This window comes from Rhodococcus sp. IEGM 1306 (assembly GCF_036541985.1).
In the GTDB taxonomy this organism is placed as follows: domain Bacteria; phylum Actinomycetota; class Actinomycetes; order Mycobacteriales; family Mycobacteriaceae; genus Rhodococcus_F; species Rhodococcus_F qingshengii.
Map to the genome: position 1 here is coordinate 36,739 of NZ_JAZHFF010000012.1, position 13,746 is coordinate 50,484.

The 13,746-nt window shown below is 61.8% G+C and carries 13 protein-coding genes; 6 read left to right on the plus strand and 7 right to left on the minus strand.

Annotation, left to right across the window (positions count from 1 at the left end; all coding sequences use genetic code 11):
- Nucleotides 1–12: 12 nt before the first annotated feature.
- On the plus strand, nucleotides 13–1,164 hold the full coding sequence (locus V3587_RS26150) for a N(5)-(carboxyethyl)ornithine synthase (protein WP_003941354.1): 1,152 nt from the start codon (nucleotides 13–15) through the stop codon (nucleotides 1,162–1,164).
- A 9-nt stretch (nucleotides 1,165–1,173) separates the two neighbouring features.
- On the opposite strand, the gene V3587_RS26155 is transcribed toward V3587_RS26150, so the two are convergent.
- From V3587_RS26155 to V3587_RS26175, 5 genes are all read right to left on the minus strand, one after another.
- A complete protein-coding gene (locus V3587_RS26155) occupies nucleotides 1,174–1,545 on the minus strand; it encodes a nuclear transport factor 2 family protein (protein WP_054781941.1) in 372 nt (123 codons plus the stop codon).
- Nucleotides 1,542–2,696, minus strand: a complete 1,155-nt coding sequence (locus V3587_RS26160; RefSeq protein ID WP_047270166.1) for a 3'(2'),5'-bisphosphate nucleotidase CysQ — start codon at nucleotides 2,694–2,696, stop codon at nucleotides 1,542–1,544. Before V3587_RS26160 ends, V3587_RS26155 begins: the two co-directional genes overlap by 4 nt.
- On the minus strand, nucleotides 2,693–4,537 hold the full coding sequence (gene cysC, locus V3587_RS26165) for an adenylyl-sulfate kinase (RefSeq protein WP_042923180.1): 1,845 nt from the start codon (nucleotides 4,535–4,537) through the stop codon (nucleotides 2,693–2,695). Before cysC ends, V3587_RS26160 begins: the two co-directional genes overlap by 4 nt.
- Nucleotides 4,537–5,463, minus strand: coding sequence for a sulfate adenylyltransferase subunit CysD (gene cysD, locus V3587_RS26170; protein ID WP_003941285.1), 927 nt, complete (start codon nucleotides 5,461–5,463; stop codon nucleotides 4,537–4,539). Before cysD ends, cysC begins: the two co-directional genes overlap by 1 nt.
- A gap of 143 nt (nucleotides 5,464–5,606) precedes the next feature.
- The gene (locus V3587_RS26175; protein WP_283377538.1) at nucleotides 5,607–6,542 is read right to left on the minus strand and encodes a helix-turn-helix domain-containing protein; all 936 of its coding nucleotides are present in this window, start codon (nucleotides 6,540–6,542) and stop codon (nucleotides 5,607–5,609) included.
- A 116-nt stretch (nucleotides 6,543–6,658) separates the two neighbouring features.
- Between V3587_RS26175 and V3587_RS26180 the strand changes: the two genes are divergently transcribed.
- The 3 genes from V3587_RS26180 to V3587_RS26190 are packed head-to-tail and all read left to right on the plus strand — an operon-like array spanning nucleotide 6,659 to nucleotide 9,757.
- Nucleotides 6,659–7,825 carry a hypothetical protein gene (locus V3587_RS26180; RefSeq protein WP_030537322.1) on the plus strand — a complete coding sequence of 389 codons (1,167 nt, stop codon included), beginning with the start codon at nucleotides 6,659–6,661 and terminating at the stop codon, nucleotides 7,823–7,825.
- A gap of 2 nt (nucleotides 7,826–7,827) precedes the next feature.
- On the plus strand, nucleotides 7,828–8,610 hold the full coding sequence (locus V3587_RS26185; RefSeq protein WP_283377539.1) for an SDR family oxidoreductase: 783 nt from the start codon (nucleotides 7,828–7,830) through the stop codon (nucleotides 8,608–8,610).
- A gap of 7 nt (nucleotides 8,611–8,617) precedes the next feature.
- Nucleotides 8,618–9,757 carry a sulfotransferase family protein gene (locus tag V3587_RS26190; RefSeq protein WP_075833736.1) on the plus strand — a complete coding sequence of 380 codons (1,140 nt, stop codon included), beginning with the start codon at nucleotides 8,618–8,620 and terminating at the stop codon, nucleotides 9,755–9,757.
- 87 nt (nucleotides 9,758–9,844) lie between these two features.
- On the opposite strand, the gene V3587_RS26195 is transcribed toward V3587_RS26190, so the two are convergent.
- Complete coding sequence (locus V3587_RS26195; RefSeq protein WP_054186753.1) at nucleotides 9,845–10,690, minus strand: alpha/beta fold hydrolase; 846 nt, start codon at nucleotides 10,688–10,690, stop codon at nucleotides 9,845–9,847.
- Nucleotides 10,687–12,477, minus strand: coding sequence for an N-acyl-D-amino-acid deacylase family protein (locus tag V3587_RS26200; RefSeq protein ID WP_214924760.1), 1,791 nt, complete (start codon nucleotides 12,475–12,477; stop codon nucleotides 10,687–10,689). The genes V3587_RS26195 and V3587_RS26200 overlap by 4 nt, the downstream gene beginning before the upstream one ends.
- Before the next feature lie 97 nt (nucleotides 12,478–12,574).
- Here V3587_RS26200 and V3587_RS26205 point away from each other — a divergent pair, with 97 nt between their 5' ends.
- Nucleotides 12,575–13,222 (plus strand): TetR/AcrR family transcriptional regulator, encoded by a 648-nt coding sequence (locus V3587_RS26205; RefSeq protein ID WP_003941289.1) that lies wholly within the window; start codon nucleotides 12,575–12,577, stop codon nucleotides 13,220–13,222.
- A gap of 394 nt (nucleotides 13,223–13,616) precedes the next feature.
- A complete protein-coding gene (locus V3587_RS26210) occupies nucleotides 13,617–13,742 on the plus strand; it encodes a hypothetical protein (protein WP_003941303.1) in 126 nt (41 codons plus the stop codon).
- Nucleotides 13,743–13,746 lie beyond the last annotated feature (4 nt).

The following is a 13,746-nucleotide window of genomic DNA, read 5'->3' on the forward strand; positions in this document are numbered from 1 at the left end:
AGAGATACACAATTGAACAACGCACGCACCCTTGGAGTCATCGGACAGTCGAGCAAACCGGCAGAACGCCGGTTGCCGATCCATCCTGCGCATTTCGATCGCATCGATGCCGAACTACGTTCTCGGATCTACCTCGAAGAAGGCTACGGTCACCCCTTCGGCTACTCCGACGACTACCTCTCGCGCCTCGTTGCCGGAATCCGCACGCGCAAGCAGATTTTGGCGGAAACCGATGTGGTTCTGCTACCGAAGCCGTTGGTGCGTGACCTCGCCGAGCTACGATCAGGTCAGGTTCTCTGGGGCTGGCCGCACTGTGTCCAGGACACCGAACTGACACAGATCGCGATCGACAAGAAACTGACTCTCATCGCCTTCGAGGCCATGAACTTCTGGCACAGCGACGGATCGTTCAATCTGCATGTGTTCCACAAGAACAACGAGCTCGCCGGTTATTGCTCGGTACTGCACGCCCTGCAGTTGATCGGTTCCACCGGTGACTACGGCCGGCGTCTCACCGCTGCCGTGATCGGTTTCGGAGCCACTGCACGCGGCGCGGTCACAGCACTCAAGGCGCACGGTATCCACGAAGTGGACGTCCTCACCCAGCGTGGAGTCACCGCCGTCAGCTCCCCCATCCACTCGGCGCGCATGGTCTCGTTCGACAACAACAACGGTGACGTCCGTGGCAGCCACGTCATGCTCGACAACCACAGCGTGCCGGTGCCCGGTTTCTTGGCCGAGCACGACATCGTCGTCAACTGCGTACTGCAGAACACGGACGCCCCACTGACGTTCCTGACCGAGGAAGACCTCATGGACTTCCAACCCGGCAGCCTCATCGTGGACGTATCGTGCGACGAAGGCATGGGCTTCAGTTGGGCTCGCCCCACCTCGTTTGCCGAGCCGACCTTCATCGTCGGTGACAACATCACCTACTACGGTGTCGACCACAGTCCGTCATACCTGTGGAACTCCGCGTCGTGGGAGATCAGCGAATCACTTCTTCCCTACCTGCCCACTGTGATGGCAGGAGAGACGGCCTGGAAGGCAGACGAGACCGTCGACCGCGCCATCGAAATCCGTGACGGCGTCATCGTGAATCCCGCCATTACGCGTTTCCAGCACCGTTCGGCGGACTACCCGCACGCTGTCATCGCGGAGTAGGCGCCCCGATCAGGCCTGGCCGGCTGCCGCGTTGATCGGTGCCATGTCGAAATAGTCGCGCCAGGCTTTGATCTTTCCGTCCTCGACTTCGAACACCCCCATGACCGGGAGCGCTACCTCGGCGCCGTTGATGGTGAAGACGTCGATGCGCTCGTTCATGACGGTGTTGCCGTCCGCGACCTGACGCTTGATCTGAAAGTCGATGTTGCCGAAGGCACCGACAAACTGCTCGATGAACGCCCGGACGGCCTCGCGACCGACCACGGGCTCCATCGGGATGTTGTGATAAACGACGTCATCAGTGAAGTAGTCGACAATTTTCGCGACATCGGCATTTGCCCACAGTGCGCAGAATTCGGTGACCAGCTTGTCCGGTGTCATTGTGTGCCAGCCTCTTTCGAATCGTCTTCGTGGGGTTCGATGATTGCCAGGATGCTTTCGATCTCGCCTGCCGGTATCCCGAAGTACTCGGTCACGAAAACCGTGACGGCCGGTGCCTGGCCAGGTGTTCCGAGGTCGAGCAGATACCGGGCTACGACGCTCTCGCCCCACTCACGCAGCGCGAGTTCACGTATCGCCACGATTCCGCGATATTGCTGGCCTTGTTCGAGCTCGTTGCTGATGAAGGCGCCGCTGTCACCGGTTCGCTGACCGTTCTCGACCCGCCAGGCGTCGGCGGCGAAGCGGACCTTCGTTGCGTCATGAGTGAGCAATGCGTTCACGTATTCACGCGCCATGGCGACGCGTCCGCTGACCGCAGACTCCGTGGAGTGCTTGGCAATTGCGCCCAGGATCGACTCCGACAACTCCGGTCGGCAGATCACGAGATCCGGCAGGTACGGATGAGATTCGTTGTAGAGCAGCGGCGAACCGTCGATGCGGCTGCAATGCAGTCCCGCCGCCTGTGCGACGCCGACGGGTGCAGCCGAATCCCATTCCCACTGCCCACCGGCGTGCAGGTACGCGTCGACCTCGCCGCGCACCACCGCCATCGCCTTGGCGCCGGCCGATCCCATGTGCACCACGTCGGCGCCGAGTTCGGCTGCCACCGCTTCGGTGAATGCGGGTGGTCGCGATCCGCTGACTACTACGCGGAGCGGCGAGTTGGCGGCAACCGAAGCTGCCTCGTCGCCACTGGAGTACACCGCTCCGAGCGCCGGCTGAGCAACCGCGGCTGCGGTAATTCCGCTACCGCGCTCCCAAAGCGCCACGTGCACTGCCCAATCCGCATGATTCGGCAAGCCGTATTCCTTGGAGCCGTCCAGCGGATCGATGATCCAGACCCGAGCTGCATCCAGACGACTGCGATCGTCGGCAGATTCCTCAGAGAGCACGGCATCGCCCGGCCGCTCGGCAGCCAACCGGTCGAGGATGTAGGAATCGGCGGCCTTGTCGCCCCGGCGACCCAGTTCACGACCGTCGTCGACACCCAGACCCTCGGCTCGGATCCCCAGGAGGATCGCACCGGCGGCCTGCGCCAATTCCGCCGCGAGTGCCTCGTCGGCGATTCTGCTGTGTGTGGATTCGCTCACCGGTCCAACACTTCCATAATTCGCAGCGCAAGTTCGGTAGGCGTTCCGTCTTCGGGTCTGATCACCAGCTCGGGACTTGTCGGAGCTTCGTAGGGATCGTCGACTCCGGTGAATCCCGTGATTTCCCCGGCCCTGGCCTTGGCGTACATGCCCTTGGGGTCTCGGGCTTCACATTGCTCGATCGGGGTGTCGACGTAGACCTCGACGAACTTCAGCCCGGCGGCCTCGTGCGCCGCCCGCACTCGATCACGATCTGCGCGGTACGGGCTGATCAGGCAGGCCACTGCCACTGCACCTGAATCAGCGAACAACTGCGCCACCGAGCCGACTCGGCGGACGTTCTCGGCGCGGTCATCGGCACTGAATCCCAGATCCGCGTTCAATCCGTGCCGGAGGTTGTCGCCGTCGAGGCGGTACGCCGGGATACCCGCGGCCACCAACCGCCGCTCGAGTTCCACCGCGATCGTCGACTTACCCGAGGCCGAGAGACCGGTGAGCCAGACCGTGGCGCCGGCAGTCGCACGTTCCTCGCGAGAAACCTCCGAACTGTGCCAGACGACGCGCGATTCCTTGAGTGTCGGACCGTTGATCATTCCGGCGGCGACGGTATTGCCCGTGGTCTCGTCCACGAGAATGAAGCTGCCCGTCACGCGGTTGCGGCGGTAGGGATCGAACATCAACGGCTGCTGCGTCTTGATCGAGATGCGGCCGATCTCGTTGAGGGACAGAGATTCTGCCTTCTCGTCGCGGTGCAGCGAATTGACGTCCAGCCGGTAGTCGAGCTTGACGATCTGCGCTTTCGTGGAGCGCGTGGTGTGCAGCAACGAGTAGCGATTGTTCTCCGACAGAGTTGTCTGTTCGGTCAACCAACAGACCATCGCATCGATTTCCTGCCCGACCTGCGGCCGGTTGTTGAGTCGACACAATTGGTCCCCGCGGCTGACGTCGAGATCGTCGGTCAGCTCGATGCATACGGCCGAGGGCGCAAACGCTTCGTCGATCACGTCACCGCCCGGCCCGTGGACTGCCTTCACCGTCGAGGTGAATCCTGAAGGCAAAGCCACGATTTCGTCGCCGGGCTTGAAGACGCCGCTGGCCACCGTTCCGGCGTATCCACGGAAATCGTGGAGGTCGGCGTCGGTTTGCTTCTGCGGACGGATCACGTACTGCACCGGAAACCGAGCGTCGATCAAGTTGCGATCCGACGCGATGTGCACCTGCTCGAGATGGTGCAGCAGAGAAGGCCCGTCGTACCAGGACATGTTCTCGGTCCGGGCAACGATGTTGTCCCCCAACAGCGCCGAGACCGGAATGAACGTCAGGTCGTGAACGTCCAACTTGATAGCGAACTGTCGGAATTCTTCCTTGATCTCCTCGAACCGTTCCTGAGACCAGCCCACCAGGTCCATTTTGTTCACACACAGCACGAGGTGGGGTATCCCCAGGAGAGTGGACAAGAAGGCGTGCCGCCGCGTCTGTTCGAGCACCCCTTTGCGAGCATCCACCAGGATCAGGGCAAGGTCGGCCGTCGACGCGCCGGTCACCATGTTGCGGGTGTACTGCTCGTGCCCGGGAGTGTCCGCGATGATGAACTTCCGATGAGGGGTCGCGAAATACCGGTGGGCCACGTCGATCGTGATGCCCTGTTCACGCTCGGCGCGCAATCCGTCGGTCAGTAGCGCGAGGTTGGCGTACTCGTCGCCGCGTTCTCGACTGCTCCGTTCCACGGCCTCGAGTTGGTCCTCGAAGATCGACTTGGAGTCGTAGAGCAAGCGGCCGATGAGTGTCGATTTTCCGTCGTCGACACTGCCCGCTGTAGCGACTCTCAGCAGTTGCGGCATCAGAAGTACCCCTCTTTCTTACGATCTTCCATGCCAGCTTCGGAAATCCGGTCATCAGCTCTGGTTGCGCCACGCTCCGTGATACGGCTCGCCGCAACTTCTTCCACGACAGCGCCCGGTGTTTCGGCCGACGATTCGACGCATCCGGTACACGTTGCGTCGCCGACCGTACGGAAGCGCACCAACGCCTCGTAGGACTCTTCGCCGGCGCGCAACTCAAGGAAGCGGGTGCGTGCCAACAACATTCCGTCGCGTGGAACCACCTCGCGACGATGGGCGTAGTAGATGCCGGGGAGGTCGATCTGCTCGCTCTCGATGTACTGCCAGATGTCGAGCTCTGTCCAGTTGGAGAGCGGGAAGATCCGAATATGTTCGCCCTTACGGTGTTTGCCGTTGTACAGGTTCCACAGTTCAGGTCGCTGCACCTTCGGATCCCATTGCCCGAACTCGTCCCGGAAGCTGAACACCCTCTCTTTGGCGCGCGCCTTCTCCTCGTCTCGGCGAGCACCACCGAACACGGCGTCGAACTTGTTGTCGCGAATTCCGCGCAGCAACGCGTGCGTCTGCAGGCGATTGCGACTGGAACCGACTCCGGTGTCCTCGATGACGCGACCGGCGTCGATGTCGTCCTGCACGCTGGAGACGACAAGACGCAGGTTGAAGCGATCGACCGTCTGATCGCGGAATTCGATCACCTCGTCGAAATTGTGACCGGTGTCGACGTGCATCACAGCGAACGGCAGTGGGGCAGGCCAGAATGCCTTGGCCGCTACGTGCAGCATCACGACGGAATCCTTACCTCCGGAGAACAGGAGGACCGGCTTTTCGAAAGTCGCTGCGACTTCGCGGAAAATATGGACCGCCTCCGCTTCGAGTGCTCGCAGATGCGACAACTCGTAGGCGGGCGGGGTCTGGAGTGTTGCCATGTCTTTCGCTCCTGAGCATCACGTACTCCGTGCGGAACACCATTTCCGCATCGGTACATTTATGTACCGGACTGGTTCTAAATTGAACGCAATCACAGAATAGAACTCGTTCTACCCAAAGGTCAATGACCGGCAATCAGACGTCACAGACCGCGAACCGGACTCCTGCCACCAACTTCCGCCGTCACCGCATCCGCCGCCGCAACCAGCGCCGCGGCGCGGCGCTCGATCTCGGCGCCCGTGATCGCCCCACCCACATACAGAGTGAGCACAAGGGCCTGATGCCCCTCGGCGTCGTAGGTCGGGGCGGCAATGAGACTCACGGGATGCTCGTCGTCAGAGCTGATGTCGCGTCCGAGATACACCCTCTCGCCCAGGCTCGAGACCATCTCACCGAGCAGTTCACGCACCTCCGGCGGAAGATCGTGCGTCGCAACGCCCGCCATCAGCGTGTGCAGTCGCTGCCCGACGGGATCCAGACTCTCGACCAGATACCCCGCAGCCCGACACTCGCGGACCACGTTCCACAGACGCTCGCGATCCAAGCGCACCCGTAGGCTCGGCTCTTTGCTCAGCCAACTGTCCATGTCGTGATCCGAACCCCAGAGGACGTACATCAGTCCGACCGGTGGAGCGAACGGGTACACCTGACCGACCTTGGCGGCGCGACGCGCGCCGATCGGTCCGGTCACTTCGAGAACGCTGATCTGATCACCGATCACACCGGACGCCGTGCACGTCGTCCCGAACTCCGTGCTCACTTTCTCCAGATGGGTGCGGGCAATGGGTCCGACGGCAAATCCCCGCTGAGCTGCACGTCCGGCCGCGATCAAGGCCGGACCGAGCCCATAGGTCTTCGACACCTCGTCCCGAGTCAGGTATCCACGATCAGCCAGCGCCGTGAGGATTCCCAAGCAGGTGGGCTTGCTGATCTCGAGCGCGCGGGCCAGTTCCGACAGCCCGAACCGCTGATCAGGGCGGCCGACGAGGTAGTCGAGCACCTGAACCACCCGTTCGGTGGGAGGCGATTGCCTCCCCCTCGAGCGTGCTGCTTCAGGCGCCTTCTCCGGTCCACCCATTGACCACTCCCTAGAACGCGTTCTATTGTCGAAATACCCAACATCTACCAAATAGGTACATATTTGTACCACGACGCTCTGGACCGGCGACATAGTCGGAACTGTGAGGAGCCAGCGTGCTGACGGACCCGTTTGCCGAGGCGATCGCCGAAGCCGAGAAATTGATCGAGACTGCGCCGCACATCAGATCCGAACAGGATCTACTGGAGGGATACCAATATCTGGCCGGCGGAATCATTGCGACGACGCATGCCGCCTGGGCCGGCGAAAAGACCCATCCGAGTTTCATCCAGGGCACCGGACCATTCACCAAGATGGGCCTCGACAACCCCGACACTCTGTACTTCGGCGCCCGTATCAACGACGACAAGGAATACAAGGTCACCGGAAAGCGCGGCACCACAGCCGATCTCAGCTTCCAGGTGTTGAGTGGGAACTACACCAACTCGAACGTTCCCGGCAGCGAAATCGCCTTCGACGACCGCGAGCTGGAGATAGACGACGACGGCAACTTCGTCGCTTGGTTCGGCCCCGGCCCCGCCGACGGACGAGCCAACTACTACACCCTGGCGCCCGGATCCTCGCAGCTGGTTGTTCGCGAGGTCTACAGCGACTGGAGTCAGCAGCGCGGCGTGATCCGCATCGAGCGCACCGATTCGATCGGGATCGCGCCGCCACCTCTCACCGCCGAAGAGACCGAGAAGCGTTACGCCCGGGCTGGGAAGGCACTGGTCACGCGGGTCAAGACGTGGCTCCAGTTCCCGGAGTGGTTCTACCTCAAGCTCGCGGTCAACACCATGACCGAACCACGCCTGACACCGGGCGGGCTGGCAACGCAGTACTCGTCGGTGGGACATTACGAACTCACCGACGAGCAGGCGATGATCATCACCGTTCCCGCCTCCGACGCACCGTATCTCGGCTTCCAACTGGGGAGCCTCTGGTACATCTCACTGGACTACGTCAATCATCAGACCTCCCTCAACAACGGCCAGGCACAGGTCGATCCGGACGGGATGGTTCGAATGGTGGTCAGCGAGAAGAACCCCGGTGTCACCAACTGGATCGAAACCGTCGGACATCCGCGCGGCATTCTGCAGTTCCGTTGGCAGCGCGTGTCCCGCGAGCTGACGCCGCAGGACGGTCCCACCGTCGAAATCGTCGCCGTCGCAGATATTGCGAAGCACCTGCCGCATTTCGACACCAACGCCATCACCGCCGAGGACTGGGCAGCACGCATTGCCCAGCGCCAGGCCGCCATCGACAACCGAATGCTGGGGTAATCATGACCGCCTTGCTCGAAGACCGTGTAGTAGTCATCTCCGGAGTCGGCCCGGCACTCGGCCGCGCTCTGGCCCTTCGATGTGCGTCGGCCGGCGCGGGTCTTGTTCTCGCAGCACGTACGCAATCGCGACTCGACGACGTTGCGAAAGAAATAGTCGATGCCGGTGGGCGCGCCGTCACCGTTGCCACCGACATCACCGACCAGGCTTCCGCCGAGAATCTGGTGGCCGAGTCCATTGCCGCCTACGGCAAAGTGGACACTCTGATCAACAATGCATTCTCGATTCCGTCGATGAAACCGTTGGCTCGCACCGATTACCAGCACATCCGCGACAGCATCGAACTGACCGTTCTCGGGGCGTTGCGCCTGACTCAGCTGTTCACGCCGGCACTTGGCGAGTCGGACGGCTCCGTGGTGAACATCAATTCGATGGTGTTGCGGCATTCGCAAGAGCGTTACGGCAGCTACAAGATGGCGAAGTCGGCCCTGCTCGCCATGTCGCAGTCCCTGGCCACCGAACTCGGCCCGCAGGGAATTCGTGTCAATTCGATTGCACCCGGCTATATCTGGGGTGACACCCTCAAGGGATACTTCGCGCACCAGGCGGAGAAGTTCGGCATGACTGTCGAGCAGATCTACGAGCACACTGCGTCGAACACCGACCTCAAGCGCCTGCCGACGACGGATGAAGTATCCGATGCGGCGATCTTCCTGGCGTCCCCGATGGCCAGCGCGATCACCGGCCAATGCATCGACGTCAACTGCGGCGAATTCCATCACTAGGAGCACCATGACTGAACGCACTCACGTCGGCACCGTCGAGGATCTCCATGCCTCGGCGACGCGGATGACCGGCCTGACGGACTTCGGCGTCGACGATTACACCGAGGCTCTGTCGGTCCTGCTCGAGTCTTACGACCGCGACGAGGATCTGACGCCCTTCGGCAGCAAGATCTCTCGGGTATTCCTTCGCGGCGCCCTGGTGGCCCGTCTCCTCAGCGAATCGGCGTGGAAGGAGCATCCGGAACACGCCGACGTCAAGATCGAGCGGCCGATCTTCGTCACCGGATTGCCACGCACGGGCACCACTGCCTTGCACCGCCTCCTCACGGTCGACCCGGCTCACCAGGGCCTCGAGATGTGGCTGACCGAGTTCCCTCAGCCTCGCCCGCCTCGCGATACGTGGGAATCGAACCCGGTCTTCGCCAAGATCGAGGAGACATTCGGTCAACACCACGTCGAGCATCCCGAATTCATGGGCGTGCACTACATGTCGGCCAGCGAAGTCGAAGAATGTTGGCAACTCTTGCGTCAGACGTTCAAGTCCGTGTCGTACGAGTGTCTGGCCAATCTACCCACGTACTCCGCATGGCTGAAGGACCAGGAGTGGTCGAACGCCTATGCGCGACACAAGAAGAACCTGCAGCTGATCGGTCTGCCCGATCAGGATCGACGGTGGGTCCTCAAGAACCCGAGCCACCTGTTCGCGCTCGACGAATTGATGGAGGCGTACCCCGACGCGCTCGTCATTCAGACTCACCGCTCCCCTACGACGATCATTCCGTCGGTGTGCAGCCTGGCCGCCCAGGCTACAGAGGGTTGGTCGAACACGTTCACCGACAAGGTGATCGGCGAAAGTCAGCTCGAATTGTGGGCCAGGGGGCTCGAGCAGTTCGACAGTGCACGCGCACACCACAATCCCGCACAGTTCATCGACGTCGACTATCAGGACTTCGTCACCGATCCGCTGGGGACCGTCGAGAACATCTACACGCACTTCGACATCCCGTTGACAGCTGCCGCGCAGCAGTCGATGGAGGCCATGCACGAGGAAAGCCGCTCGGGTGCTCGCAAACCGTCGCACAAGTACACGCTCGAGGAGTTCGGTCTGACGAAGGAGCAGGTGGAAGAGCGATTCGGAGCTCGCTGACCACGGTTGGTCGACGACCTTGCTGACGACCTTGCTGACGACTGAAGCCCCCGCCGAACGGCGGGGGCTTCAGTGATCAAAACGCGGTCAGCTGCTGAGATGCTCACCCAGCAGTCGGTCCAACTCGACCGGCGCCTCGTCCGGAATCCAGTGGCTCACGCCGCTGAGAACCTCGAACCGGTACGGGCCGTCGACAAACGCGGGGGTGAGCGCAGACCCTTTGGGGCCGATGGCGGCGTCGCCGTCACTCCAGACGTGCAGGGTCGGCACGGTGACCCTGGCAGTTGCGGGGTTCGGCTTGGTCATCCACATCGCGCGGTACCAGTTCAGACCGCCGCGTAGCCGACCGGGAGCCAGCATGGCGTTCAGATCGCGCCGCGCGTTCTCCGGCGTCTGCCCGCTCGAAATCAGGAACTTTTCACCTGCCGACGTGGAGGACAGAATCTTCTCGGGGACGAAGGGTAATTGGAACGCGCCCATGTACCACGACTTCAGTCCCTGTGTGCTGGTCACCATCGCCTTGACGAACGCCAGTGGGTGCGGAACCGACACCGCGGTCACGGTATCGAGCAAGTCCGGCCGTTCGGCGGCCACCTGCCATGCGACTGCGGCACCCCAGTCGTGGCCGACCAGGTGCACTTTGCCCACCGCGAGCGCGTCGATCAGTGCGACAGTGTCAGCGGCGAGTTCGGACCCACGGTACGCCCAGCGCGCTTTCGGCCTGGCGCCGGGTGAGTACCCTCGCTGATCCGGTGCGACGGTCCGGAAGCCGCGGGCGTGCAGTAACGGCGCAAGGTGATCCCATGAGCGGGAATCCTGCGGAAACCCGTGCAGGAGAACCACGACCGGACCGTCGGCGGGTCCTTCGTCGCGTACGTCGAAGGTCAGCCCGGACCGGGAGTACGAGGTGAGGCGATCCGCCGGTGTAGTCATAGCGCCACGCTAGTCTTCGCGGCCCTGGTAACCGGAGCCTTTTCACCGGCACGCAGGAACTGACCTGTCTTTTCGATTCCGAATCCGGGGGCGAATTCACCTTCGCGGTAGACGAGTCGGCCGTTGATCACCGTAGCGACCGCTGCGTCGTCGCTGCGGTTGACCATCCGGCTGATCCCGCCGTACTCGGGAACCTTTGCCTCGAACAACCCGTCCACCGACTCGTCGAGCCCGGCCGGGTCGATGACAACGAAGTCCGCGCGGTCACCCTGGCGTAGATGCCCGGCGTCGATGCCGTACCAGTCCGCCAGTTCGCCCGTCAGGCGGTGGATTGCGCGCTCGATGGTGAGGAACGGCTTGCGGTCACTCTGAGCGTCCTTGACGCGCTTGAGGAGTCGCACCGGGTAGTTGTAGAACGCCATGTTGCGCAGATGCGCGCCGGCATCGCCGAAGCCCATCTGCACACCGGAACTCGCGGCGAGTTTCTTCGCGAACTTGGGCCGGTGATTGGCAATGGTGGTGCGCCAGCGAAGATCTCGCCCGTACTTCACCACCAGGTCGAGGTACGCGTCCACCGGGTGCACTCCGCGGATGTCACCGACCTGACCGAAGTTCTTGCCGATCAACGTCTCGTCCGGGCATCCCACGATGACCGCATCGTAGAAATTGCGATGCCAGATGCGGGGTGAGAACTTGTTGTCGTAGTCCTTACGGAATGCGCGACGGTACGACTCGTCCTGGAGCAGTTCGTTGCGCTCCACCTGGTCCTTGAGGTGCAAAGCGGCGGCGCCGGCACCGAACTCCTCGAACACGACCAGGTCGATTCCATCCGCGTAGACGGTGAAGGGAACCGGAAGGTGCTGCCACTTGAAATCGGTCTTCGCGAAGCGATTGAGCAGTGGGGCCGCAGCGAGCATGAAGTACACGATCACCGGGTAGGCCTTCGAATCCGCACCGGAGAGCAGCGACGTCTTGAGCGGTTTCTTGCGTCCGATCGCCGAGCTTTCGGCGAAGAACGCCGCGACGTTCGGATGCAGGTTGATGGTCGGAGCGCTCTGCAAGATCTTTCCGCGATCACGAAGGATGCGATTGAGGAATCGGAACTCTTTCCACCGTGCATACGTCGACGGCAAAGAGCGAGAACGATATTCGTCGCCGTCGATCTTGTCGAGGGCATTGGTCATCGACGACAGGCCCAGCATCCCAGCGTCGATGGCGTCCTCGAGCATCGAGCCCATCCGGCCGAGTTCCGAGCGAGTCGGCTTGACCTTCTTGTCGGTGCCGCGCCCCAGTCCGAGTACGTGCGTGCGGATGTCGGAATGACCGATGAAGGCCGCGACATTGGGTCCGAGGGGAAGGGCTTCGAGGGCGGCGGTGTACGCCGCGGGACCGGTCCAGGTCTTGTTCGCTTCGAGGATGCGCAGCACCGCGTCGTGGGGAACTGCTTCGACCCGGCTGAACAGATCCGCGATCTCGCGCGGCGTCGAATACACCGTCGACAGCGAGCAATTGCCGAGCACGACCGTCGTGACGCCGTGGCGAACCGATTCCGGAAGCCCTGGACTGACCAAGGCTTCGGCGTCGTAGTGCGTGTGGACGTCGACAAAGCCGGGGAGAACCCATTTGCCGGCCGCGTCGATCACTTCTGTGTCCGTCCCGATCTCGAGGCGCGTCGTGGACACCTCCGCGACCACGCCGTCTCGAATTCCGAGATTACGACGCAGACCTGGAGCCCCCGTCCCGTCGAACCACAACCCGTCGTTGACCACGATGTCGAAAGCAGACACTGTCGGACTCCTCGCCTCACGTATGTGTTACCTCACGTTATAGACAGCGTTGAGTTAAAGTCAATGAACCTTCCGAACCAATACATAAGATGACGGAATGGCTGCAGTCCCCCGCTCCCCCGAAGACCGTCAGAGGCAAATCCTCGAGGTGGCAGTACAGATGCTGCGGACCGAGCCTTTCGACCAACTGTCGATGGATCGCGTCGCAGCCGAGGCCGGTGTCTCGCCGCCACTGCTGTTCCACTACTTCAAGAACAAGAAGGGTTTCCAGAACGCCATCCTCGAGGCCGCCTCGGCCGATCTCGAAGATCGAATGCGACCGGATCCCGAGCTACCCATCACGTCCCAGCTGCGCTCAGGTATCGAGACATTCGTCGACGCCGTTATCGAGCACCCCACCATTTACCTCGCCGTGATGCGTATGGCCGGCAGTGGCGACGTTCGAATGCGCACGATCTACCGAGGCATGCGCCGCACTTTCACCACGTGGATCGTCGCTGCGCTGACGAATCTAGGCATCGAATCGAACGCGACCGTGGAGGCGACAATCGCCGGGTGGCAGGCATTCATGGAGGAAATCGTCGTCAACTGGATCGACGAGCCGACGCTCGAGCGAGGCGAAATGGTCGACCTTTGCGAACGAATCTTCTACCACTGCCTACCGGCAGCGGGCATCAGCGTGGAGCAAATAGTGGCAGCCACCGTTGTCGCGACGGCCAGTGAGTCCGGCGCAACACAACTGTGATCTTCGTGCCGGGGTTTCACAGGTGGTCACGATTGGGTATCTTGCTTGCAGTGGCACTGGACCACGACCCCAACACATGAAGGATCCAACATGGAGTCTGTCGAAAACGTATTGCCCGAGGGTGTCAAGCTCGAAGACGTCTTGAGTGTCCTCAAGGTCGCAGTTGCGGGCATCGGCCTCATCAGCGCACTTTCGGCATTCAGCTGATCGCAAAGCGTCATCGACAGGCCGGACTTCGGGGAGTCCGGCCTGTTTTTTGTTTACGTTCCTGAACAATCCGTGAACTTTTCAGCAACTTCAGCGCAAAGCCGTCATTTCGACCCAAACAAGCGTCCAGTTTGCTAACTTGTGTCTGCGACACAAGGTCGTACAGAAACACCACGCAGACACAACCTTGTACATACACACCTGTACATACGACACGGAGGACCGAAACATGGGTTCCATCAACACCCTCAGCGCCGTCATCGACATCATCAAGGTCGTCCAGCCGTTGATCGCCAAGCTCAACCTCAGCTGATTCG

Excerpts from the sequence above, each read along its gene's own strand:
- V3587_RS26155 (WP_054781941.1), bottom strand. The coding sequence starts at position 1,545 with ATGACACCGGACAAGCTGGTCACCGAATTCTGCGCACTGTGGGCAAAT.
- cysD (WP_003941285.1), bottom strand. The coding sequence starts at position 5,463 with ATGGCAACACTCCAGACCCCGCCCGCCTACGAGTTGTCGCATCTGCGA.
- V3587_RS26190 (WP_075833736.1), top strand. The coding sequence starts at position 8,618 with ATGACTGAACGCACTCACGTCGGCACCGTCGAGGATCTCCATGCCTCG.
- V3587_RS26195 (WP_054186753.1), bottom strand. The coding sequence starts at position 10,690 with ATGACTACACCGGCGGATCGCCTCACCTCGTACTCCCGGTCCGGGCTG.
- V3587_RS26185 (WP_283377539.1), top strand. The coding sequence starts at position 7,828 with ATGACCGCCTTGCTCGAAGACCGTGTAGTAGTCATCTCCGGAGTCGGC.
- cysC (WP_042923180.1), bottom strand. The coding sequence starts at position 4,537 with ATGCCGCAACTGCTGAGAGTCGCTACAGCGGGCAGTGTCGACGACGGA.
- V3587_RS26175 (WP_283377538.1), bottom strand. The coding sequence starts at position 6,542 with ATGGGTGGACCGGAGAAGGCGCCTGAAGCAGCACGCTCGAGGGGGAGG.
- V3587_RS26205 (WP_003941289.1), top strand. The coding sequence starts at position 12,575 with ATGGCTGCAGTCCCCCGCTCCCCCGAAGACCGTCAGAGGCAAATCCTC.